19 protein-coding genes are annotated in these 24,109 nt (G+C 44.3%); 11 read left to right on the forward strand and 8 right to left on the reverse strand.

All coding sequences use genetic code 11. From position 1 onward, the window contains the following. Positions 1 to 9 precede the first annotated feature (9 nt). From R7093_RS18270 to sucD, 5 genes are all read left to right on the forward strand, one after another. Entirely contained in the window at positions 10 to 720 is a 711-nt protein-coding gene (locus R7093_RS18270; RefSeq protein WP_005382174.1) for a succinate dehydrogenase iron-sulfur subunit, read from the forward strand. A gap of 171 nt (positions 721 to 891) precedes the next feature. Next, positions 892 to 3,717, forward strand: a complete 2,826-nt coding sequence (gene sucA / locus R7093_RS18275; RefSeq protein WP_005382176.1) for a 2-oxoglutarate dehydrogenase E1 component — start codon at positions 892 to 894, stop codon at positions 3,715 to 3,717. A gap of 28 nt (positions 3,718 to 3,745) precedes the next feature. After that, positions 3,746 to 4,954, forward strand: a complete 1,209-nt coding sequence (gene odhB / locus R7093_RS18280) for a 2-oxoglutarate dehydrogenase complex dihydrolipoyllysine-residue succinyltransferase (RefSeq protein WP_005382177.1) — start codon at positions 3,746 to 3,748, stop codon at positions 4,952 to 4,954. Between the two features lie 213 nt (positions 4,955 to 5,167). Next, positions 5,168 to 6,334, forward strand: a complete 1,167-nt coding sequence (gene sucC, locus R7093_RS18285) for an ADP-forming succinate--CoA ligase subunit beta (RefSeq protein ID WP_318146771.1) — start codon at positions 5,168 to 5,170, stop codon at positions 6,332 to 6,334. Beyond that, the gene (sucD, locus tag R7093_RS18290; RefSeq protein ID WP_005382181.1) at positions 6,334 to 7,206 is read left to right on the forward strand and encodes a succinate--CoA ligase subunit alpha; all 873 of its coding nucleotides are present in this window, start codon (positions 6,334 to 6,336) and stop codon (positions 7,204 to 7,206) included. The genes sucC and sucD overlap by 1 nt, the downstream gene beginning before the upstream one ends. A 119-nt stretch (positions 7,207 to 7,325) precedes the next feature. Here the strand turns inward: sucD and znuB are convergent, their stop codons facing one another. After that, positions 7,326 to 8,111 (reverse strand): zinc ABC transporter permease subunit ZnuB, encoded by a 786-nt coding sequence (gene znuB / locus R7093_RS18295; RefSeq protein WP_005382183.1) that lies wholly within the window; start codon positions 8,109 to 8,111, stop codon positions 7,326 to 7,328. Next, the gene (gene znuC, locus R7093_RS18300; protein ID WP_213893642.1) at positions 8,104 to 8,892 is read right to left on the reverse strand and encodes a zinc ABC transporter ATP-binding protein ZnuC; all 789 of its coding nucleotides are present in this window, start codon (positions 8,890 to 8,892) and stop codon (positions 8,104 to 8,106) included. Before znuC ends, znuB begins: the two co-directional genes overlap by 8 nt. A gap of 78 nt (positions 8,893 to 8,970) precedes the next feature. Here znuC and znuA point away from each other — a divergent pair, with 78 nt between their 5' ends. The 5 genes from znuA to R7093_RS18325 all read left to right on the forward strand — a co-directional run bounded on the left by znuA (position 8,971) and on the right by R7093_RS18325 (position 17,001). Further along, entirely contained in the window at positions 8,971 to 9,858 is an 888-nt protein-coding gene (gene znuA / locus R7093_RS18305; protein WP_033906913.1) for a zinc ABC transporter substrate-binding protein ZnuA, read from the forward strand. Between the two features lie 202 nt (positions 9,859 to 10,060). After that, complete coding sequence (locus tag R7093_RS18310; RefSeq protein ID WP_318146772.1) at positions 10,061 to 13,438, forward strand: helix-turn-helix domain-containing protein; 3,378 nt, start codon at positions 10,061 to 10,063, stop codon at positions 13,436 to 13,438. An 832-nt stretch (positions 13,439 to 14,270) separates the two neighbouring features. Further along, complete coding sequence (locus tag R7093_RS18315) at positions 14,271 to 14,498, forward strand: ferrous iron transport protein A (protein ID WP_005382190.1); 228 nt, start codon at positions 14,271 to 14,273, stop codon at positions 14,496 to 14,498. Next, a complete protein-coding gene (feoB, locus tag R7093_RS18320) occupies positions 14,498 to 16,774 on the forward strand; it encodes a Fe(2+) transporter permease subunit FeoB (protein WP_033906911.1) in 2,277 nt (758 codons plus the stop codon). The genes R7093_RS18315 and feoB overlap by 1 nt, the downstream gene beginning before the upstream one ends. Beyond that, entirely contained in the window at positions 16,771 to 17,001 is a 231-nt protein-coding gene (locus R7093_RS18325) for a FeoC-like transcriptional regulator (RefSeq protein ID WP_005382192.1), read from the forward strand. The genes feoB and R7093_RS18325 overlap by 4 nt, the downstream gene beginning before the upstream one ends. A gap of 108 nt (positions 17,002 to 17,109) precedes the next feature. On the opposite strand, the gene R7093_RS18330 is transcribed toward R7093_RS18325, so the two are convergent. From R7093_RS18330 to argS, 3 genes are all read right to left on the reverse strand, one after another. Next, on the reverse strand, positions 17,110 to 17,631 hold the full coding sequence (locus R7093_RS18330) for a YqhA family protein (protein WP_005382193.1): 522 nt from the start codon (positions 17,629 to 17,631) through the stop codon (positions 17,110 to 17,112). A gap of 150 nt (positions 17,632 to 17,781) precedes the next feature. Beyond that, on the reverse strand, positions 17,782 to 18,210 hold the full coding sequence (locus tag R7093_RS18335; protein WP_005382194.1) for an HIT family protein: 429 nt from the start codon (positions 18,208 to 18,210) through the stop codon (positions 17,782 to 17,784). Positions 18,211 to 18,334: 124 nt separating this feature from the next. After that, the gene (gene argS / locus R7093_RS18340; RefSeq protein ID WP_005388349.1) at positions 18,335 to 20,068 is read right to left on the reverse strand and encodes an arginine--tRNA ligase; all 1,734 of its coding nucleotides are present in this window, start codon (positions 20,066 to 20,068) and stop codon (positions 18,335 to 18,337) included. Between the two features lie 220 nt (positions 20,069 to 20,288). Between argS and R7093_RS18345 the strand changes: the two genes are divergently transcribed. Beyond that, a complete protein-coding gene (locus tag R7093_RS18345; RefSeq protein WP_025766980.1) occupies positions 20,289 to 20,885 on the forward strand; it encodes a VOC family protein in 597 nt (198 codons plus the stop codon). A 72-nt stretch (positions 20,886 to 20,957) separates the two neighbouring features. On the opposite strand, the gene R7093_RS18350 is transcribed toward R7093_RS18345, so the two are convergent. The 3 genes from R7093_RS18350 to purU all read right to left on the reverse strand — a co-directional run bounded on the left by R7093_RS18350 (position 20,958) and on the right by purU (position 23,990). Next, positions 20,958 to 21,326, reverse strand: coding sequence for a hypothetical protein (locus R7093_RS18350; protein ID WP_054728945.1), 369 nt, complete (start codon positions 21,324 to 21,326; stop codon positions 20,958 to 20,960). Positions 21,327 to 21,330: 4 nt separating this feature from the next. After that, on the reverse strand, positions 21,331 to 22,950 hold the full coding sequence (locus tag R7093_RS18355; protein WP_318146773.1) for a serine protease: 1,620 nt from the start codon (positions 22,948 to 22,950) through the stop codon (positions 21,331 to 21,333). Positions 22,951 to 23,156: 206 nt separating this feature from the next. Continuing rightward, positions 23,157 to 23,990, reverse strand: a complete 834-nt coding sequence (purU, locus tag R7093_RS18360; RefSeq protein WP_005382206.1) for a formyltetrahydrofolate deformylase — start codon at positions 23,988 to 23,990, stop codon at positions 23,157 to 23,159. Positions 23,991 to 24,109 lie beyond the last annotated feature (119 nt).

A 24,109-nucleotide genomic window follows, 5' to 3' on the forward strand; every position in this document is an offset into this window, starting at 1 on the left:
GATACGACTATGAAATTAAACTTCTCTTTATACCGTTACAATCCGGATGTGGATACCAAGCCTTACATGAAAGAGTATACCCTTGAGGTAGACGAAGGCTCAGACATGATGGTGCTTGATGCATTGATTCTGCTAAAAGAGCAAGATCCAAGCATCGCGTTCCGTCGCTCATGCCGTGAAGGGGTATGTGGTTCTGATGGTTTGAATATGAATGGTAAAAACGGCCTAGCGTGTATCACACCGTTATCTGCTCTACAAGGCGATAAGATAGTTATTCGTCCACTACCAGGGTTACCTGTCGTGCGCGATCTTATCGTTGACATGACGCAGTTCTATGATAACTATGCGAAAGTTAAACCATTCTTGATTGATGATGGTGCATTACCACCATCACGTGAGAACCTACAATCGCCTGATGATCGTGCGCATTTAGATGGATTGTACGAATGTATCATGTGTGCATGTTGTACAACGTCTTGCCCATCATTCTGGTGGAACCCTGATAAATTCATCGGCCCAGCTGGTCTTCTCGCAGCGTACCGTTGGCTAATTGATAGCCGCGATACGGCAACAGATGAACGTTTGTCTGATCTTGATGATGCATTTAGCGTTTTTCGTTGCCATGGCATCATGAATTGTGTAAGTGTTTGTCCTAAGGGATTAAATCCGACGAAAGCCATCGGTCACATTAAGTCGATGTTGGTTAATCGTTCGGTTTAATTTACTCGCTCTTAGGAATGTCGCAGTGTTGCGGATCACCCGATATGACCGCTTCACTGCTTCAGTAATATTCGAGTAAAGAATACAAAAATTGCCGACCGTATTTTTAGTCGGCTCTTATAGCTCGGCAAAGACCGAAGCAAACGTGAAAACTACTGGTTAAGGGAAAATATGCACAACGGCGTGATGAAGGCATGGCTCGAGTCTTCACACTTGGCTGGCGCCAATGCAACGTATGTAGAGGACCTCTACGAACTGTATCTAAGTGATCCCGATCTGGTAAGTGAGGAGTGGAAACGTGTTTTTGAAGGCTTGCCTAAGCCATCAGAAGAAGTGGCAGAACAACCACATTCACGTGTCCGTGACTACTTCCGACGACTCGCTAGAGAAACAAAGCATTACAATGTCCAAGTTAGTGACCCAGATGTCGATGCAAAACAAGTAAAAGTTCTACAGCTAATCAACGCATACCGTTTCCGCGGGCATGAAGCTGCAGAATTAGACCCACTAGGTCTATGGCAACGCCCAACAGTGGCGGAGTTAGACCCTGCTTTTCATAATCTTACCGAAGATGACTTCGAAGAAACTTTCAACGTAGGTTCTTTTGCTGTTGGGCAAGAAACCATGAAGTTGAAAGATATCTATGAAGCCCTCAACAAAACTTATTGCGGTTCCATCGGTGCTGAATACATGCACATGACTGACACAGAGCAAAAGCGTTGGATTCAGCAACGCCTTGAGTCTGTCGTAGGCCAGCCATCATTCAACAAAGATGAGAAGCGCACATTCCTAGAAGAGCTAACAGCCGCTGAAGGTTTGGAGCGTTACCTCGGGGCGAAATTCCCAGGTGCAAAACGTTTCTCTTTAGAAGGTGGTGATGCGCTGATTCCGATGACGAAAGAGTTGATCCGTCATGCGGGTACAAGTGGAATGCGTGAAGTGGTTATCGGTATGGCTCACCGCGGTCGTTTGAACATGCTGGTGAACGTACTTGGTAAGAAACCTCAAGACCTGTTTGATGAGTTCGCCGGTAAACACGACGAAACTTGGGGTACGGGTGATGTGAAATATCACCAAGGTTTCTCTGCTGATTTTGCGACTCCTGGCGGTGATGTTCACTTAGCACTTGCATTTAACCCGTCGCACCTAGAAATCGTAAACCCAGTAGTCATGGGCTCAGTTCGAGCACGTCAAGATCGCTTGGGTGATAATCAAGGTAGCAAAGTGCTTCCTATCACCATCCACGGTGATTCTGCAATCGCTGGTCAGGGTGTGGTTGCCGAAACGTTCAACATGTCTCTTGCTCGTGGGTTCCAAGTTGGTGGTACGGTACGTATCGTCATCAACAACCAAGTAGGCTTTACGACGTCTAATCCTCGTGACACGCGTTCTACGATGTACTGTACCGATATCGCGAAGATGGTGCAGGCGCCAATTTTCCATGTAAATGCAGATGACCCAGAAGCAGTTGCTTTTGTTACTCGCATTGCATTGGATTACCGTAACGAGTTCAAGCGCGATGTCGTGATCGATCTTGTATGTTACCGTCGCCACGGCCACAATGAGGCGGATGAGCCAAATGCGACTCAGCCTTTGATGTACCAGAAAATCAAAAAGCATCCTACACCACGCAAATTGTATGCAGATGTTCTGATCGATAAAAATGAATCAGATATCGAGACAGCGACTCAGTTAGTCAATGAGTATCGCGATGCATTAGATCGCGGTGAAGTGGTTGTTAAAGAATGGCGTCCAATGGCGTTGCACTCTGTAGACTGGTCCCCTTACTTAGGGCACGAATGGGATATGGAGTGGGATTCAAAATACGACAAGACACGCCTTATTGAGCTAGGCAATCGTCTGTGTCAGTACCCAGAAAGCCATAAACTGCAAAGCCGTGTTAATAAGCTATACAACGATCGTCTAGCAATGATGACCGGTGAAAAAGCCATTGACTGGGGTATGGCTGAAACATTGGCGTATGCTACATTGGTTGACGATGGCAAGCGTATTCGTCTTTCTGGTCAGGACTCGGGTCGTGGTACTTTCTTCCACCGTCACTCGGTTCTTCATAACCAAACCGATGCAAGCACTTACATTCCATTAGCGAATATTCATGACAACCAAGGGCCATTCCAAGTCTTTGACTCAGTATTGTCAGAAGAAGCTGTGTTGGCGTTTGAATACGGTTACGCAACAGCCGAACCAGGTGGTTTAACTATCTGGGAAGCACAGTTTGGTGATTTTGCCAACGGTGCACAAGTTGTTATCGACCAGTTTATCTCGTCAGGCGAGCAAAAGTGGGCGCGTTTGTGCGGTCTTACTATGCTTCTACCTCATGGTTATGAAGGTCAAGGCCCTGAGCACTCATCTGCACGTTTAGAGCGTTACCTTCAGCTTTGTGCTGAGCAAAATATGCAGGTTGTGGTTCCTTCAACACCGGCTCAGGTGTACCACATGATTCGTCGTCAGGTTGTACGCCCAATGCGTCGACCTCTCATTGTTATGTCGCCGAAATCTTTGCTGCGCCACCCTCTATGTACTTCAACGATTGAAGACTTGGCGGATGGTACATTCCAATCTGCAATTCCAGAAGTAGATGATTTAGAACCAAGCAAAGTGAAACGTGTCGTGTTCTGTGCTGGTAAGGTTTACTTTGACCTACTAGAGCAGCGCCGTAACAACGAGCAAGACGATGTTGCTATCGTGCGTATTGAACAGCTTTACCCATTCCCAATGGAAGAAGTACAAGCAGCAATTGCTCAATACACTAACGTTGAAGACTTCGTGTGGTGTCAGGAAGAACCTCAGAACCAAGGTGCTTGGTACTGTAGCCAACATAACTTCCGTGCCGCTATTCCTGCAGGTGCAAATCTTAAATACGCAGGTCGCCCAGCTTCTGCTTCGCCAGCAGTTGGCTACATGTCGGTGCACTTGAAACAACAAAAAGCGTTGGTTGAAGACGCTCTGAACGTGAACTCAAAAACTTCGAATTAAGAATTAGAAGTTAAAGGAAGAAACAGATATGACAATTGAAATTCTGGTTCCAGATTTACCTGAATCAGTTGCTGATGCAACCGTAGCGACATGGCACAAACAACCAGGCGACGCAGTAGAGCGTGACGAGGTTTTGGTTGACATCGAAACAGACAAAGTTGTGCTAGAAGTTCCAGCTCCGGAAGCTGGTGTTTTAGAAGCTATTGTTGAAGCAGAAGGTGCGACAGTACTTTCTAAACAAATCATTGCTAAATTGAAGCCAGGCGCAGTTGCAGGTGAACCAACTGCAGACAAAACAGAAGGTACTGAAGCATCTCCTGATAAGCGTCACAAAGCTGCGCTTAGCGAAGAAAGTAATGACGCATTAAGCCCAGCAGTGCGCCGTTTGTTGGCTGAACATGGCTTAGAAGCAAGCCAAGTGAAAGGCACTGGTGTTGGTGGTCGTATTACGCGTGAAGATATTGAAGCGCATCTTGCGAACGCTAAATCTGCGTCAAAAGAAGACTCGCCAGCAGTGGTTGACGTGCCGGCAGCGGCTCGCAGTCAGAAGCGTGTTCCAATGACTCGCCTTCGTAAGACAGTCGCTAACCGTCTGCTAGAAGCGAAGAACAACACGGCAATGCTAACGACGTTTAACGAAGTGAACATGAAACCAATCATGGACCTTCGTAAGCAGTACAAAGATCAGTTCGAAGAGCGTCACGGTATTCGTTTGGGCTTCATGTCTTTCTACGTGAAAGCAGTAACAGAAGCGCTTAAGCGTTACCCAGAAGTAAATGCTTCGATTGATGGCGATGACATTGTTTACCACAACTACTTCGACATTAGCATGGCGGTATCAACTCCACGTGGTCTAGTTACACCTGTCCTAAAAGACTGTGACAAGCTTGGTTTCGCTGATGTTGAAAAAGGCATCAAAGAGCTGGCTATTAAAGGTCGTGATGGCAAGCTAACGGTAGACGAGCTAATGGGCGGTAACTTCACTATCACAAACGGTGGTGTGTTCGGTTCACTAATGTCTACACCAATCATCAACCCACCTCAATCAGCGATTCTTGGTATGCATAAGATCCAAGAGCGTCCGATGGCAGTGGATGGCAAAGTTGAAATCTTGCCGATGATGTACCTAGCGTTATCTTACGATCACCGCCTAATTGATGGTCGTGAATCAGTTGGCTTCCTAGTAACGATTAAAGAGTTACTAGAGGACCCAGCACGTCTCCTATTAGACGTTTAATATCGCTAAAACGTCTAGTTATCGTAGGTAGCTAGACGTTAAAAATTTCAATGGCTAGACTAGCTCAACGTTTGGCCTTCATTTGAATCCTTCAGTATGAGAACTCATGATGAAGGATTGATTTGAGAAGACCCTACAGACGTACAAGCAGCCAAGACTGCAGCGTTATGGAAATAATAAATCCCTTAAGGGAAAAACAAACGGAATATCGAAATGAATTTGCATGAATACCAAGCCAAACAGCTGTTTGCAGAATTCGGTTTGCCTGTGCCAGAAGGCTACGCGTGTGATACACCACAAGAAGCTTTTGAAGCCGCAGGCCGTATTAGTACAGCCAAGAAAGTAGTTAAATGTCAGGTTCACGCTGGTGGCCGTGGTAAAGCGGGTGGCGTAGAGCTACACGATACAAAAGAAGGCGTTAAAGAGTTTGCACAGAAGTGGTTAGGTAAAAACCTAGTGACTTACCAAACTGACGCTAACGGTCAGCCAGTAACAAAAATCCTTGTTGAAGATGCTTCAAATATTGCGAACGAACTATACCTAGGTGCGGTAGTTGACCGTGCTAGCCGTAAGATCGTTTTCATGGCTTCTACCGAAGGTGGTGTGGAAATTGAAAAAGTTGCGGAAGAAACGCCAGAACTCATCCACAAAGCAGCAATTGACCCACTAGTAGGTCCACAAGCTTACCAAGGTCGTGAGCTAGCGTTCAAACTTGGTCTTGAAGGCGACCAAATCAAACAATTCGTTAAGATCTTTATGGGTCTTGGCACTATGTTCTCTCAGTACGATCTTGCTCTGCTAGAGATCAACCCACTTGTGATTACTGGCGAAGGCAACTTGCTATGTCTTGACGGTAAGATCAACATCGACTCAAACGCACTGTATCGTCAGCCTAAGCTTCGTGAAATGCACGATCCTTCACAAGAAGATGAGCGTGAAGCACACGCAGCTCAGTGGGAGCTGAACTACGTAGCACTAGACGGTAACGTTGGCTGTATGGTTAACGGTGCAGGCCTAGCAATGGGTACGATGGATATCGTAAACCTACACGGCGGCAAACCAGCTAACTTCTTAGATGTAGGTGGCGGCGCGACGAAAGAGCGTGTTGCTGAAGCATTCAAGATCATCCTATCTGATGACAATGTGAAAGCGGTACTTGTTAACATCTTTGGTGGTATTGTACGTTGTGACATGATCGCAGAAGGTATTATCGGTGCGGTTAAAGAGGTAGGCGTAAGCGTACCTGTTGTTGTTCGTCTTGAAGGTACTAACGCTGACCTAGGTCGCGAAGTTCTTGCTAATTCTGATGTTGATATCATTGCTGCTGAGTCGCTAACTGATGCTGCTCAGAAAGTTGTTGCTGCTGCGGAGGCTAAATAATGTCTGTATTAATTAACAAAGACACTAAAGTAATCTGTCAGGGGTTCACTGGTGGTCAAGGTACTTTCCACTCAGAGCAAGCTATCGCATACGGTACGCAAATGGTTGGTGGTGTGTCTCCAGGTAAAGGCGGCCAAACTCACCTAGGTCTTCCTGTATTCAACACAGTTCGCGAAGCAGTAGAAGCGACTGGTGCAACAGCGACAGTCATCTACGTACCAGCTCCTTTCTGTAAAGATGCAATCCTAGAAGCGATTGACGCGGGTATCGAGCTAATCGTAACGATTACTGAAGGTATCCCTACTACAGATATGATCGACGTGAAAGTGAAGCTAGAAGAAACTGGCGTTCGCATGATTGGTCCTAACTGTCCGGGCGTTATCACTCCTGATGAGTGTAAGATCGGTATCATGCCTGGTCACATCCACAAGAAAGGCAAAGTAGGTATTGTATCTCGTAGCGGTACTCTAACTTACGAAGCAGTTAAACAAACCACTGACGAAGGTTTCGGCCAGTCTACTTGTGTTGGTATCGGTGGTGACCCAATCCCGGGTTCAAACTTCATTGATATCCTAAAACTGTTCCAAGAAGACCCTGAGACAGAAGCGATCGTTATGATCGGTGAGATCGGTGGTACTGCAGAAGAAGAAGCAGCAGCATACATTAAAGAAAATGTAACGAAGCCAGTGGTTTCTTACATTGCTGGTGTAACTGCGCCTCCTGGTAAGCGTATGGGCCATGCTGGTGCGATTATCTCTGGTGGTAAAGGTACTGCTGAAGACAAGTTCGCTGCACTAGAAGCGGCTGGCGTTAAAACTGTGAAATCTCTAGCAGAGATTGGCCAAGGTCTACGTGAAGTGACGGGTTGGTAATCGACCACACTACTTAATAAGTATTAAAAAGCCTGCGACTTCGCAGGCTTTTCTTTTTCCGTTTCCGTGGGTTTATGTTTGTTGTTAGCAAGGTCTTTCGCGTTTAATGCTCAATGCGATTATGCTTTGCTTTTAATCAGCTGGCTCAGCATAAATAAGGATGTTGCGCTGATCACTACAGAAGGGCCGGCCGGTGTATCGAAGTGCCATGATAGGCTAAGCCCCATCAGTACTGCCACTGAGCCAATAATAGATGCGAACAATGCCATTTGCTCTGGTGATGAAGAGACTTTACGTGCTGTTGCTGCTGGGATAATTAGGAGCGAAGTCATGATCAACGCGCCAACGAACTTCATACCTACTGCGATTACTACACCCACCATTAGCATTAACACCAATCGAACTAAGTCTGTATTCACGCCCTCAACAGCGGCAAGTTCTTCACTAACAGTGCTAGAAAGCAGTGGGCGCCAGAAGACGTACAAACACGCACTCACCGCAACAACACCTGCGTAAATAAACATCAGATCTTGTGGAGAGACGGCAAGTAAGTCCCCAAATAGGTAGCTCATTAAATCGACGCGCACGTTTTCCAAAAAGCTAACCGATACTAAACCGATAGAGAGTGCACTGTGTGCCAAGATACCTAACAACGTGTCTGTAGCCACAAGTTGTTGCTTTTGCAGAGTGACAAGCAAAACGGCCAGAGCTAAACAGCAGACGAGTAGCGCAAGGTAGAGATTTACGTTGAGCAAGAAGCCCAGCGCTAGGCCCATTAACGATGCATGAGCTAGGGTATCTCCGAAGTAAGCCATTTTACGCCAAACGACAAATGACCCAAGTGGACCGGCAATGATCGCAATACCAATACCAGCAAGAATAGAAGGTAGGAGAAACTCAATCATGATGGTGATGTCCGTGTTTATGGTGGGAGCATGATGTCGCATCACCGTTTACTGGCGTTCCGGATAAATCGTGATGATGGTGCTCATGGTCGTGATGATAAAACGCGAGAGACTCTCTCGCAGCATTGCCAAATAGTGCGATGTAAGAAGGGTGCTGAGTAATAGTGGCAGGTGAACCTGAGCAGCAAACATGGTGATGCAGACAAATAACATCGTCCGTTTTCGCCATCACTAAATGTAAGTCATGCGACACCATAAATACGCCACAATCAAAGCGGTGACGAATGCTCTCAATTAAGTCATAGAGATCGATTTGACCTTGGATATCCACACCCTGAGCTGGTTCGTCTAATACCAACAGCTGAGGACGCTGAAGCAGAGCGCGCGCCAGTAACACTCGTTGGTTTTCACCACCGGATAAGCGATGCATATTACTATTAAGTAAATGTTCAGCGCCAACAAGCCTTAATGCATCAATGCACTCCTGCTTACTGTATTTTCCTGCTAAATTTAGGAAGCGGTTTACATTCAATGGAAGGGAGTCATTGAGCTTCAACTTTTGAGGAACGTAACCAATTTTCAGTTTTCTTTGTCGGTTCAACTTGCCGCTAGTCGGCTTTTGAAGACCTAAGATAACTTTGACTAACGTTGATTTTCCCGCTCCATTGGGACCAATTAGGGTAGTTATTTTGCCCTTTTCTAATTCCATACTAATGTTATCGAGAACTCTGCGGCCATCGAACTCGACGCATAACTGCTCAAGATGGACTAAGGAAGACATGAATGAAACTCATTTGCAAATCAATAATGTTATAATGTAACATTATCTCACTTTCCACGCCATATCCCAAGTAAAACTATGAAAAGAGCATTAATTCTTGCTGCCTCAGCAATGTTAACACTGCCAGCACAGGCGGTAACGGTACTGACGAGTATCAAACCTATTCAGTTGTTAGTAACAGAGCTTACTCAAGGAGTAACTTCACCAGACGTGCTATTGCAGTCTAACACATCACCCCATGACTATGCTTTGCGTCCATCGGATGTTAAAAAGGTCGCTTCGGCTGATTTGGTTATCTGGTACGGACATGATCTTGAACCGTTTCTAGAGAAAGTTGTTTCGGATAGATCGAATACTTTGACTATTAGTCAAATTCCAAATCTAGAATTGCGTGAATTTGATAGTGAGCACAACCATGACCATGATGGGCACGATCATGGCTCACATGATCCGCACTTTTGGCTAGGTGTAAGCCAAGCACAACAAGTGGCCAAGGCTGTTGTGAATCAACTTGTATCACTTGATCCGGAAAATGCAGCTCAATATCAAGCGAACCTCAAAAAGTTTGAACTCGAGCTAAAAGACACTGACCAACAGATAAAGCAGAAGCTGGCACCAGTAAAAAACAAAGGTTACTTTGTATTCCATGATGCTTACGGTTATTTCGAAGATCGTTATGAACTAAATCAAATGGGGCATTTTACTGTGAGCCCAGAACGCAAGCCAGGAGCGAAGACCTTAATTCAAATTCGTCAAAAGCTAAGTGGTGGAGATGTGGCTTGTGTATTTTCTGAACCTCAGTTTACCCCGGCTGTCGTTCAGAGCGTAATGAGAGGCAGTGATGTCGCTAAAGGCGAGCTTGACCCGTTAGGGAGTACAATTGAAGCAAAACCTGGCAGTTACTTTACTTTTCTCAACAATATGGCGAATAGTTTTGAGCAATGCTTGAACAAAAAGTCAGATTAAGTGCTGTCGTAATGTAGGAGTAGTCTTTTTAACGTGATCCAGTAGTAAGAATTACAACCTTTGGTAAGGCGAGCCTTTTCTCAGAAAGTAATTGAGATATCATTACCAATAATTATCAGCTCAAAATAACCGTATCAATCCATGTTTTACAAACGATGAACGGTCACTTTCAGAGCACAAATTGATACAAAAGGTTTTCGTCTTGCTACGCCAATTAGCCCTTGCTCTGTTGGGCTTCGTCTTATCCTACCAAGCATTTGCGCTTCATAATGCAAATGCAATCTTTTACCCTTTGCCAACTCAGGCAAAGGGTACTTTTATCGCGGCTAAAAAGTTGTTCTTGGGTGAAAAGGGCGGTTTGTGGATTCATGACGTACACGGGAGAGTCCTGTTTTACGATGGTCAAACTATATTGCCTAAATCAGGTAGCTTCCTACAAACGTCGGCCAAGCAGTTGGCCTATCATAAAGGTGCTTTTTGGACCTTTATTGAAAATGAGGTCTATCGAACTTATCCAAATCAGGAGCGACGTTTAGTCTTTAGTTTAAATCCAGGCTCACAAATAAGAAAAATAGGGTCTTCAAAGAACTATATTTGGGTGAGTGATGGCGCGCATTTCTATACCTACAATATCGACACTAGCGAGTTAAACTCTTTCTCTCTATTGCAGCTCTATCAACATAGTAATAATAGCTACGTTTACATTAATGATGCGGTGCTAGTTGAAACGAAGTGGGCACTAGCAACGACTTCCGGCTTCTATCTTTCTGAAGGTGATAAGTTTGACCATGTCGCTGCCTCAGGTCAAAACTACATTGAGAAAGTCTATTATTCACACACGCGAAGAGAAATTTTGATAGGTACATTGCGTGGCGCTTTAATTTTCAACATTTACCAGCCTGATAAAGAAGTGATTAGAATTGGCGGCTCACATGTTTTGACATTCGCAGAGACAAATCAAGAGTATTGGGTGGGGACAGAGCATGGCCTTTATTTGTACTCATTTTTTTCAGGTGAGGTCACCGAAGTCGCGCCTGCAAGTTTTCTTGAGTTAGAGTTAGATAACACGAAGATTTATTCGTTGTTGAGTGACAATATGGGAGGGATGTGGATTGCGACTAACCAAGGTATTCGTTATTACTCGCTATTTAGTAAAAAATTTGAACGAGTGACCTTTAGTAGTTATGACTCACACACCCTATCAGGACGAATTCGGCAAACTATTGAAGGTCCTGATGGTGCGCTTTGGTTTGCTGATGACCGAAAGATTTATCGTTCAGGAAAGAGTGGGATTAACCAAGTCTTAGAGTTGGAGTCGCAGATCAATGAATTTGCGTTTCAAAACGGCATGCTTTGGCTTGCAACCTCAAAAGGGCTGGAAATATTTGAGCTAAATGGTCTCAACAAGATTACATTTCCTTATTTACAGGTTATGGCCGGACATGCCGTAGAGCATGTGACCGTTGATGGTGATGACCGTCTTTGGGTATCAAGCGGATACCATCTTTACAATGTTGATACTGCTGCACAAAGCGTACGAAACTTTGGAAGTGAGTGGCTGGTAAGTCAGTATTTGCCTGCTAAGGTTACGCGCCTATATGATACTGAAGACGCCCTATTAATAGGCACCGATCATGGCGTATACCAATACAGTAATGACAACATCCAGTTTATCCGTTTTTCAGAAAAGTTTGGTGAATCATTAGACATGACCACGGCGGTTGATGGCAGCCAGTGGTTTGCTTCATCTTATGGTGTGTTTAAAACTGATACACGAAGCGATGAAAAACGTGTTGTTGAAATGAGTGAGCCCAACGCCAGACCTGCTTGCTTGATCAGAGACAGGCAAGGTGTATGGTTAGCTTCCTCTGTCGGTTTAGGCTATTACCACCTTTCGGGTGAGTTAGTGAAACATTACTCATCGTCATCAGGCTTAATGAACAATGAGTTCCTCCCTGGTATTTGTAGCGTTATACAGCAGACAGAAATTGGTGAGCGAGAGCTTGTTCTGGGGTCGAAGTACGGACTCGTAAAAGCAGAAGCATCCAAGCTGCTTGTATCTAATCCCCCAGAGTCTAAGTTTATTGTTAGCCAAGTTGTGCTTGAAAATGAAGTTCTGCAAGTTGGTAGTGCCGATCTGAATGGGCTCACACTGCCATATGGATCTTCGCTGAGTTTTTTATTCGGTGTGATGCCAAAACCAGACAGTCAAAACTTGTACTATCGATTGAACAACGATGACCCATGGCAAACGTTAGAGGGGGGCCAACTGACACTCGAGCACCTTAGTTCCGGTGAATATCACTTGCAGGTCAGTAATGAGTCTCAAGTTGCCGCTGGAGTCGTTGGTTTAGAATCTCACTTTATCGTCCTTCATCCTTGGTATCTATCGCGATTTGCTATTTTAGGCTTTGTCGTAGCTAGTATTGCGGTCGTTGCAGTACTCGTATTCTGGCGCTCGCGCTACGTTGTACAGGCTAACCGTGATCTAGCAGCTCAAGTGACCCTCAAAACGAATCAGTTAAGACATCAAAGTAGAGTGTTGCTTACGAGCAACCAGCAATTACGTAAACAGATTCAAGTTAGAAACCTACTCGTAGACCATGTAGCTCTATCCATAAAATCAAGCGTCGACTTTATTGTGGCGAAACTACCTATGCCTCTGGATACTGCGACAGAGGATCATTTGGCTAAAACGAATTGGCAGTTAAATGAACTCAAAAGTGTTCCAAGTGATGTAAGTGGTGGGAGCCAGAACTACAACTTGAGTCAGATAACTCAGTCAGTGGTTGATGTATGGCAAGATGACTTTGCAAAAGCGGGTATTTTGGTAGAGCTAGAAGATGAGAGTAAGCAGAGCCGGGTTGCTCTGGAAAGCTTTAATCTTGATGTTATTTTCAATAGCATTTTTGCCAATATCATCAAGCGCTCTTTCCGGGGTCAAACGGTTAGAATTATGCTAGAAAAGGGGCATGATATTGTGTCATTGAGCTTTCTTGATTACGGGACGCAATTACCTAATAAAGTCGCGACTGGGCTTCCATCTAACTTAAATCACTCTGAGTTGAGTATTGACCACCTTGCCCAACTAGTGACAACGAGTGGTGGTTATTTGGCTGTCTTCTCTTCTGATGCTCAAAACAAAGTCGAGATTACATGGCCATCTGCGAAGGAAAGTAGTTATCTGGATGAACCGCAGCAAGAACTCAATCCTGTAACTATTGCAGAAGATCAAGTCACACCAGAGAAAGAGTGGTTGCAAAAAGTCTATCAATTAGTGGCAGAGCATTACCATGATCCTGAATTTGGCACTGCGTCAGCCGCTAAAATGCTGTATATGTCTGAACGCTCTTTGCAGAGACGTTTTAAATCTGCCTCGTCAAGAACGTTAAAAGACTATGTCACAGAGGTTCGTTTAGAAACGGCGTGTGAACAGTTATTGGCGGGTGAGAAAATCAGTGAAGTCGCCTTTAACTGTGGCTTTAATGATCCATCTTACTTTAGCCAAAAGTTTAAGCTGCATTTTGGTTTGCCCCCTTCCAAGTTTGCTTTGACTCAAGAAAGCCAAGAAATTAACTAGAAAACCTTCATTATACGCTCCCTAGTTAATAGTTAAGATGCTGGGGAGCTGCATACAGTGCTCTATTATTGCTGCAGTTGCTAACGCAGTAAGTTTCATTGTTTCTTCATCACATCTAGCCTACAAATCCATTCTCAACACGTAAGCACGATCACGTTCTATCTGTTAGTCGCGATGTTCATAGCAATAAGCATAAATGGCTTCAAGAGAATGATTTACTGATAGTTGCAACAAATAAATGACAGTTGCATTGCTGTATCAAAAGAGCGTTGTTCATTTGGGTGAATGATGGCATGTGACATTCGTGAAAACGAAAACTGTGTTGAAAAGATGGATAAGGTAAAGAAGTTTTGAAAGAGGTGAAAAAAAATATCGTGGTATAGCCGGGGGGACTATACCACGGGTGTCAAGGACACCTTCGCTTGCTGCCGGAGTGACATGTTGCCATGCCACCTCTGGAATTTATTAGAGAGGTGGCCCTCTCGATGGAGTAACTATACGAGAGGTTACTTATTTTTCTTATAAAAATAACGCCATATTTATATGAGAAAAGCGACAACGTTTGGCTTTTTACTTAACCCATTGTTTTAATTTGAATTTTTGTTTTCTGTCTTGGTTTGTGACATTTTTGTTTCGTTAGGTGTCATTTTTAATTGTTAATTTTGACGTAAATAACGAGAGGAAATTTACGAAGTTAACGTTTGAAAGCGTGAAAACATTTACGGAATCTTTGATTTCACACAAGGATTGAAGGGGGATAGGGGAGTAATATTGGCAACCTAAACTTATTAAATAATAATATTTCTCATTAGCAATACTCTTAAGGGCCACTATGAAGTTATCAGAGATTAATCCTGGCGATACGGTGACGATTCGGTTGTTAGATGGTCTTTCATCAGATATCAGAAAGAAACTCATGGTAATGGGGCTGCTTCCCAATACAGAAGTCAAAGTGATTCGACGTGCGCCAATGGGCGATCCTTTACAAGTCGAAGTCCGTGGTGTGTCTGTCGCATTGCGAGAAACAATTGCTCAGAAAATTGAAGTGGAGCGAGTGTAATGCAATATCAAGTGCTAACCGTAGGTAACCCTAATAGTGGTAAAACGACGCTATTTAATGGTTTAACTGGCGCAAAACAGCAAGTTGGTAACTGGGCAGGCGTCACGGTTGAAAAGAAAACGGGACAATTCAAGCATGCTGGGGATGAGTTTTTGCTCACTGACCTTCCGGGTATTTACTCATTAGACAGTGGTAATGATAGTAATAGTATTGATGAATCCATCGCATCGCGTGCGGTTCTAACTCATCCTGCTGATCTCATTATTAACGTGGTGGATGCTACAAGTTTAGAGCGCAGCTTATACATGACGCTGCAACTTCGCGAACTTGGTCGCCCTATGATTGTTGTCCTCAACAAGATGGATGCGCTAAAGCGTGAACGTCAGATGATTAACGTTGCAGAGCTTGAGAAAACGTTAGGTTGTCCGGTTGTCAGTTTATCTGCAACCAATAAAACTCAAGTGGCAGAGTTTAAAGAAAAGCTCCATAAATCCATCGTTCAAGGAGTGCCACTTAAAGAATTGTCTTTGCATTATGGTGAGAAGATGGAGTCGGCAATTCAAACGGTTTCCGCACTTTTTAACGACCAAACCGTCGCTCATCGTGCACTAGCGATTCGTGCGCTTGAAAAAGACACAATGGTGCTCAATAGTCTTTCTGATATTGATAGAAGCAAAGTCTTGGAAGTCATTACGACGTTAGATTTGGATATCGATTTGCATGTCGCGGATACTAAGTACACGCATCTGCATGAACAGTGTAAAAAAGTTCGCCGAAGCGAAGGCAAGTTAAGTCGTAGTGTGACTGAAAGACTCGACCAGTTTATTTTGAACAAGTGGATTGGAATTCCTTTCTTCTTTGTTGTTATGTACCTGATGTTTATGTTCTCGATTAACATCGGTAGTGCATTTATCGACTTTTTTGACATTGGTGTGGGCGCATTGTTGGTTGATGGTGGGCATCACTTGTTAGACGGTCATTTGCCTGTGTGGTTAGTGACGGTTCTTGCTGATGGTATCGGTGGTGGTATCCAGACGGTTGCAACCTTCATTCCGGTTATCGCGTGTTTGTACCTGTTCCTAGCGGTACTTGAGAGCTCAGGTTACATGGCTCGTGCAGCATTCGTACTAGATAAAGTGATGCAGAAGATCGGCCTACCGGGCAAAGCATTTGTACCGTTGGTTCTTGGTTTTGGCTGTAACGTTCCGTCAATCATGGCAACTCGTACTCTAGACCAAGAACGTGAGCGTAAACTGGCTGCATCTATGGCGCCATTTATGTCATGTGGTGCTCGTCTGCCTGTATACGCGCTATTCGCTGCGGCATTCTTCCCAGGTTCTGGCCAGAACATTGTATTCGCACTTTACCTACTTGGTATTGTGGCAGCGATCTTCACAGGTCTTTTCCTTAAGCACACGCTTTACCCAGGTAGCAGCGATAGCCTAGTGATGGAAATGCCAGATTACGAGCTTCCGACGCTACAAAACGTGGTGATCAAAACTTGGCAAAAGCTAAAGCGCTTTGTACTTGGTGCAGGTAAAACCATCGTTATCGTTGTTGCTATTCTGAGTTTCTTCAACTCATTGGGTACTGATGGCAGTTTTGGTAATGAAGACAGCGAAAACTCGGTGCTTTCTAAAGCTGCGCAAGTTGTAACTCCAGTATTCGCGCCAATCGGTGTTCAAGAAGATAACTGGCCAGCGACGGTAGGTATCATTACTGGTATCTTCGCAAAAGAGGCGGTAGTTGGTACGCTTAACAGTCTATACACGACGCCAAGTGACGGTGAAGACGCAGAATTTGATCTAATGGGCAGCCTAGAAGAGGCAGTAATGAGTATCCCTGAAAACTTAGCCGGTTTGAGCTACTCAGATCCACTAGGTATTGAAGTGGGTGACTTAACTGACTCAAATGCCGTTGCCGAAGAACAAGAAGTCGATGCTTCTATCTTCGGTAACATTAAATCGCAGTTTGCTTCTGGCAATGCCGCATTTGCTTACCTAATCTTTATCCTACTGTACACTCCTTGTGTGGCGGCGATGGGTGCTTACGTACGTGAGTTTGGTCATAAGTTCGCACGCTTTATCGCGGTTTGGACAATGGGCTTGGCTTACCTATGTGCGACGTTCTACAACCAATTGACGCATTTCGCAGATAGCCCAGTAACAAGTGGTATTTGGATGGCTGTGATCGTAGCTATCTTCTTTGGCACATACCGTGTGTTCAAACAAGTTGGTAAGAAACAAAACGGTGCATTAGAGGCGCAAGTAGCATGATTTTAAAAGAGCTTTATCAATACATTGCAGACAAAGGAACCGTCTCCCAGTCAGATCTGGCTAAACAGTTTGGGATGAGTGAAGATGGCGCCGACGCGATGTTAAACGTGTGGATTAAGAAGGGCAAAATTAGCCGCCTAGTCGACACTAATAAAGCTCATGACGTGACTCGTGTTCGCTACTCAGTGACTAAACAAGATGGTTTGTCTCTGACAGTCACCATGTAGCGACTATCAAAATTAGTCACCTAAAAATTATCACGTAAAAACGACAAAGCCGCATCAGCAATGATGCGGCTTTTATTTTGCTGGTTATTGTTTGTGAATACAGCGAAATTAATGTTCTTCAGAGTGTTTAGTCGCGCCTAACTCTAGGAACTTTAAACCAAGACTTAAAACTAAAATCGAAATAGGTAATGTTAAGATCGTCCAATCTAAGCTGTCGAAGTTAATCAGCACGAGCTCTAAGAACTTCACAAACAAGATCACGATGATGACTTCAGCCAAAATGTTTTTTAGATGGCCGATGTTTGGGGTTCTGATCCAATGCAAAACCGACTGCTCTTGTGTTTTCGCTTTAGCTTTGTTGGAAATAAATAGTGTGTAGATGCCGTGAGCAAAGATGAACAAAACTAGTGCGACAAGAAACGTATCCAGTGACTTGATCAAATAAGCGATCGCGATGTCTGCTTTATCTAAATGTGCGAGTGCTTCTGGAGGTGTTTGATTGAGAATGAAGACCGCAAATGCCGAATAGGTTTTTGCTGCACCCATAAGAAAAAGCAAGAATGAAGCAGCCATAGAACAGATAATGGCGATCCAGCTGACGTATCGGAATGTGTTGAAGACTTGTTTCATGATGACCCTCTCTAACTGAGCTGGTAGTCTAAACAAGTTTTATTTTAGTGATAATCCCAGAAAAATGAGAAAGATTGTTACAAATACGTATTAATCTTTCTCTGTCTATTTCAGCCGTATTCAAAGGCGAATTATTTTCGCTAGCAGTGCTTATGCTTTTTGGAAAATAGAACTCAGTGACAGCACATTTTTAATGCGACCAAGCAATTCGTTTTGCTCTTCTTCTGTACGGAATTCACCTTTGGTGTTACCCCAAACCGGTCCCGGCCATGCTACGTCATCTTTGAAGCGAGCAATATGGTGAATGTGCAGCTGTGGCACCATATTACCTAGCGCACCAAGGTTTAGCTTGTCTGGACGGAATGTTGCTTCCAGTGCTTGGCTTACCGCTTGAGACTCTAGCAAAAACTGTTGCTGTTCTTGCATTGGCAAGTGGTGAAGCTCTTTTAGGTTTGCACGTTTAGGGACCAAGATAACCCATGGCACGGCGTTATCTTTATGCAGAAGCGCCACACACAGTGGGAAGTGGCCGATAACGGTGGTGTCTTTTGCCAGTTGAGGGTGCAGTTCAAAACTCATTATGTTGTCCGATTTGAATTGAATGACATCAGTATACGCCAGATAAAACAAAAGGTTGACGCTTTCACGTCAACCTTTGTCATCATTTAGCTTGTGCTACTTAAGCTACCTACGTAAAAGCGGATTACATACGCTCTAGAGTATCAATACCTAGTAGAGACAGACCTTGCTTGATGGTCTTCGCTGTTAGCGCAGCTAGTTTCAGACGGCTTTGTTTCACAGCTTCGTCTTCAGCAACTAGGATAGGGCACGCTTCGTAGAAACTAGAGAACTGACCTGCTAGTTCGAATAGGTAGCTACACATGATGTGCGGTTGGCCTTCGCGAGCGACAGATTGAACCGCTTCTTCGAACTGCATAAGTTTAGCAATAAGTGCTTTCTCTTTCTCATCAGTGATTTTGATGTCGCCTTGGAGAGCGTCCATAGCAACACCAGCTTTAGCGAAAATAGAAGCTACGCGAGTGTATGCATATTGCATGTATGGTGCTGTGTTACCTTCAAACGCTAACATGTTGTCCCAATCGAACACGTAGTCAGTCGTACGGTGTTTAGATAAGTCAGAGTATTTAACCGCTGCCATTGCAACTGTTTTAGAGATCTTCTCTTTTTCTTCCGCATCTAGCTCAGGGTTTTTAGATTCGATCAGTTGTGCTGCACGAACTTCTGCTTCATCTAGAAGGTCGGCAAGGCGAACGGTACCACCCGCACGAGTCTTGAATGGCTTACCATCTTTACCAAGCATCATGCCGAACGCGTGGTGCTCAAGAGATACTGACTCAGGTACGTAGCCTGCCTTACGAACAATTGTCCAAGCTTGCATTAGGTGCTGGTGTTGACGTGAGTCGATGAAGTAAAGCACACGGTCTGCGCTTAGCTCTTCATAACGATATTTTGCACATGCGATGTCTGTTGTTGTGTATAGGAAACCGCCATCGCGTTTTTGAACGATAACGCCCATTGGTTCGCCATCTTTGTTCTTGTATTCATCTAGGAATACAACTTGCGCGCCATCATCTTCAACGGCAAGACCTTGTTCTTTTAGGTCTGCAACGATCTTAGGAAGCATGTCGTTGTACATGCTCTCGCCCATCACGTCGTCACGAGTCAGTGACACGTTTAGACGGTCGTAGTTGCGCTGGTTTTGGATCATGGTTACATCAACGAGTTTTTTCCACATTTCTGCACAGTACTCGTCACCGCTTTGCAGTTTCACAACGTAGTTTCGCGCCTTTACTGCGAAGTCTTCATCTTCATCGTACAGCTTTTTCGATTCGCGGTAGAAGCCTTCAAGGTCCGCAAGCTCCATAGAAACTTCGCCAGACTCTTGTTGTACACGTTCAAGGTTTGCGATAAGCATACCGAACTGAGTACCCCAGTCGCCGATGTGGTTCGCACGGATCACTTTGTGACCTAGGAACTCAAGAGTACGTACCACCGCATCACCGATGATGGTTGAACGTAGGTGACCAACGTGCATTTCTTTAGCTACGTTTGGTGCAGAGTAGTCAGCAACGATAGTTTGAGCTTCGTCTGCTGCAACGCCAAGACGTGAGTCAGCCAGTGCTGCTTCCGCTTGTTTTGCTAGGAACTCTTCGCTTAGGAAAATGTTGATGAAACCAGGACCAGCGATTTCTGTCTTGCTTGCAATACCATCTAGGTCTAGAACATCCAGTACTTTCTGTGCAAATTCTCGTGGGTTAGTACCCAGTTTTTTAGCAACGCCCATTACGCCGTTTGCTTGGTAGTCACCAAATTGTGGCTTTGCTGATTGGCGTACTGCCGCAGGACTGCCTGCAGGTGCGCCAGCGGCTTCTAGAGCCTGAGATACTTTGTCATTAATAAGTGCTTGGATATTCACACGCGTTTCCTTCAATTCAAGGACGAAGAACTCGGCGAAGTAAGTGCCGAGTTCTGTTGGAGTTCACAAAAATGGGGCTAATGATAACAACTTTATTGCTTTTCATACAGAGAGGAATTGGGGAAATTTATACTTTTTCGATTGAATGGAAATGTGGTTTGGTTTGCGTTTACTATTGCGCTCAGAGTAATGAGATAAATCGCCCCAAAAGAGAACCACAATGACGACTCAACTAGTTGAAAAACGCCTAGCGCCTGAATTGATGATCCAAGATTTGGATGCATTTATGGCGAAGATTGAAGAGTTTGCATCCCTGTTAAAACTGGATCTGAGCTTTGCTCAAGCTGACCATATTGCGTTGCGTATTAACGATACTGATACCGCAAAAGCTGCGCATGAGGCTTGGAGTCAATACGGAAAGGTGATTTCACAAGCGAAAATCAACGGTCGCCCAATTATTGTTATTGAGTTCGATAAAGCGTTGGAAAGTCGTGGCTGGAAGATTGAGTGTCTGGAGCTGCCATACCCTGCGGAAGGCAAAATCTACCCAACTGAAAGCTGGGAACATGTGGAGTTTGTGATTCCGTCTCATGCCGAAACCGCAGATGAGTTTCTTGCTGATTTGAGACACACTTATCCAGCGTTTGGCGCACGCTTTAATGAGTTAGAAGAGCTGGGTGTGAAGATCAAACTGTCGAGCCCGAAAGGGGATGGCGAACGCTTGAATAACCCAACAGTGGCGTTTAAGTACCAAGGCATTTGTATCAAACTGCACCCGCATTCACTTAAGCGTATTGTGGAGTCTGAGCAGGCGTAAAACGCTAGGGTGAGAATTGCTGAGTTGCGAGAGGTAAAAAGGGAGCCGAGGCTCCCTTTCGTAAGCGAATTACTATTTAGCCGGTGATTTGCGTTTTGGGTTGGTAATGGAAAGTTTTTTGCCTATCAACTCTTCATCTAGAGTGAGTGTGAAAGTCTTTGGAAACGGCATTCGTTTACAATGATCCACTTTGTTCCTCACGATTGTGAGCAGGGCTTCCGTTGAAGATTTTTGCTCTATTTTCAAGCTAAAGTCATCGTTCTTACTGCAGCCATTAGACTCGGCGATAAATGAAATTTGACTCTCACTTGTCCTATAAGTCTCTACCATCATTGCTTGGTGCTCAGACGTCTGGTTTGTTTGCAGTCCTGCGTTTGCTGAACATGCAGTTAAACTGATAGTGCCCAAACCAAGTAGGAATATCTTGAGTCTATGTTTCATCTCGTTACCTTTTTTTGCGTCGTACGAATGAACCTGCAGCCATTAACACCAGTAGGCCAATAGATAAACTGCCGCCTGAACTAGACTTTTTATTAACGTCGTTACCAGCATCGCCCGTATTATCTGTGCTGACTGACATATTTATGTTGCGAACAAATGCTTGCGCGCTGTAAATGCCACTTGAAAACGGGTGTTGGACGTATTCAAACGTTATCGTATTAGATGCTTTGTAAAGATCGATCTGGATCTCTTTATAATCGAGGAGTTGGTTGGTGCTATCGTAAATTTCACCATTAACTAAGATGAACAAGTAATCAAAACCATCGGACATTACTTTGAGATCCATGGTAAGTTTGCCCTTCGGAAGATCGGTCAAAACCAGCTCAGATATACCAGGATAAGCTCCCATATCCGCTGATTGCAGTTCACCATTTTCAGCCGTCCAAGCGTTTTGACCGGTATAAACATTTGCGTCTGCTAGCGGAATGGCATTACGCACTGATCTGCTTGCTTTATCTACACCTGAATACTCGAAAGTTGTTGTGAGTCTGGACAGTTTCGGATGATCGGTAAAGAGCTCTATCGTTGTTTCTGATCCCGAATAGCTAGGTTGGTAGCCGACGGTAATTTGACAGCTTTGCGAAGGCTTTAAGGTACCAGTACAAGTGCTTTTCTCGATGGTACTTCCGTATGATATTGTGCTTTGGTAGATGTTGAATGGGATAGTATCGTCATTACGAATAGTAAAGGTCTCTTGCTGCGCTTTTCGCTCAACGAAACGAAGATCTCGGTACTTAGTGAAGCTGATAGTATTGCGATGGCTATCTATCCATCCATTGTGTTGAAAATGAGCGACGTTGGCGTAAACACCATAAGCGTTTGGTTGAGCACATCCATCCCCCCAGCTGACCACGCCTAGCAATTTGTTGATACCGTTATCATCAACGATGAGTGGACCGCCGCTATCTCCTTGGCAGCTATCTTTACCTCCCCAATAGTATCCGGCGCAAATACCGTCATCTGATACATTAGAGTAGTTTCCTGGTAGGTTTTGGCAGGTAGCTCGATCTACGTATTCCAAATCTACTTGTTGTAAAACGGTTGGGTATATTCGGTCTGTCGTGGACGTATTTCCCCATCCAGCCACGTGCAACTTGTCTCCTACGCGTACGCTATCTAAAAGTTCTGGCGTTGCCAGGTCAATAGTTGCGCTATCGATATTGCGTTCTAATTCAATAAGAGCGATGTCATTGTTCGTTGTTATGTTGTTATATTCATCATGTGAATAGATATTTTTAATGGCGATGCGCTGTGCTTGAGACTCTCTGTTTTTGTCATAAAGACCAAGAACGATATCCAGATCGTCCGCATTAAGACCTTCCACACAGTGCGCAGCAGTTAATACGTATTTTCCACCTAGGAAACTGCCACCACAAAAGTGACCAATAGATGTAGGTTGTCCTTTACGTACCAGTGAAGCAATAAATTTCCAGTCGGAAGTGTTGGCAGGTTCGCCGCCGATAATGCGAGTGGATACATCATTCTGAACAGGCTCAAGAGTATCTGCGATTGTGGTTGCTGGTAAAGTCAGCCCAATCAGAAAAGCCACTAACGTTTTTTTCATTTTAATTCCGTAATATTAACGTGGTTTATTATAAGGAGGGCAAATGATAAACGGAATCATTCTCTCAGTAAATAGTTGTGGCGAAATGAAAAATTATAACGTATCGGTTTAACTTTGATGGTTAGAATTGGAGGGGGGATCTTCTGAAAAGATGAAACCCGCCAAGTTGGACGGGTTTCACTATCGTTGTAACTAGTACGGAGGGATTACAGGATCACTGTCTTATTCCCATAAACAAAGACGTGGTCATTGATCACTTTATTCAAAGCCTTACTCAATACGTTCTTCTCTACATCGCGTCCCGCTTGCGCCATATCTTGGGCATTGAATGTATGGTCGACAGGAATTACGTCTTGCTTGATGATCGGCCCTTCATCTAAATCATTAGTCACGAAGTGTGCTGTTGCACCGATGATTTTCACACCGCGATCGTAAGCTTGTTGATATGGCTTCGCGCCAATAAAAGCAGGTAAGAAGCTGTGATGAATATTAATGATTTTGTGGTGATATTTCTCAACAAACGTCGGCGTTAATACGCGCATGTATTTAGCTAGCACCAAAAAGTCAGCATCGTATTGATCGATCACTTCTAGCATCTTCTGCTCGTGTTCTTCACGGCTAAGGTTTTCATGGGTCACATGGTGGTAAGGAATGTCGAAGCGTTCAGTGAGAGTTTGCAGTTTGTCGTAATTCCCCACCACAGCGGCGATCTCAACATCTAGGCTTCCATCGTAGGTTTTCATCAGAATATCGCCTAAACAATGCGCTTCTTTTGTGACGAGAATGACGATGCGCTTACGGCGAGAGCCAACCAATTTACGCTTAGCACCTTGCGGGAGAGCTTGGTCCAAGTCGGCAAGAAACGTTTGATCGTTGAAGTACCCCTCCAACTCCGTTCTCATGAAAAAGTGGCCACTGGTATTATCAACAAATTCGTTATTGTGAACGATGTTGAGTTGGTGCTTGTAACAGATATTAGTAATTTTCGAGATGAGACCCGGGGCGTCAGAACAGTGGGTCAACAGTGTTTTCTTTTCCATAAATCAGGTACTTCCATGCATTAATATTTTAGCGTACGAATTTGTTATTATTCCCTGGCGGGTGTAACTGTACTGCCATGTTTCACCATAAATAATCTATTCTTACGTTGGTTTCAACA

This window comes from Vibrio sp. 1580, assembly GCF_033340055.1.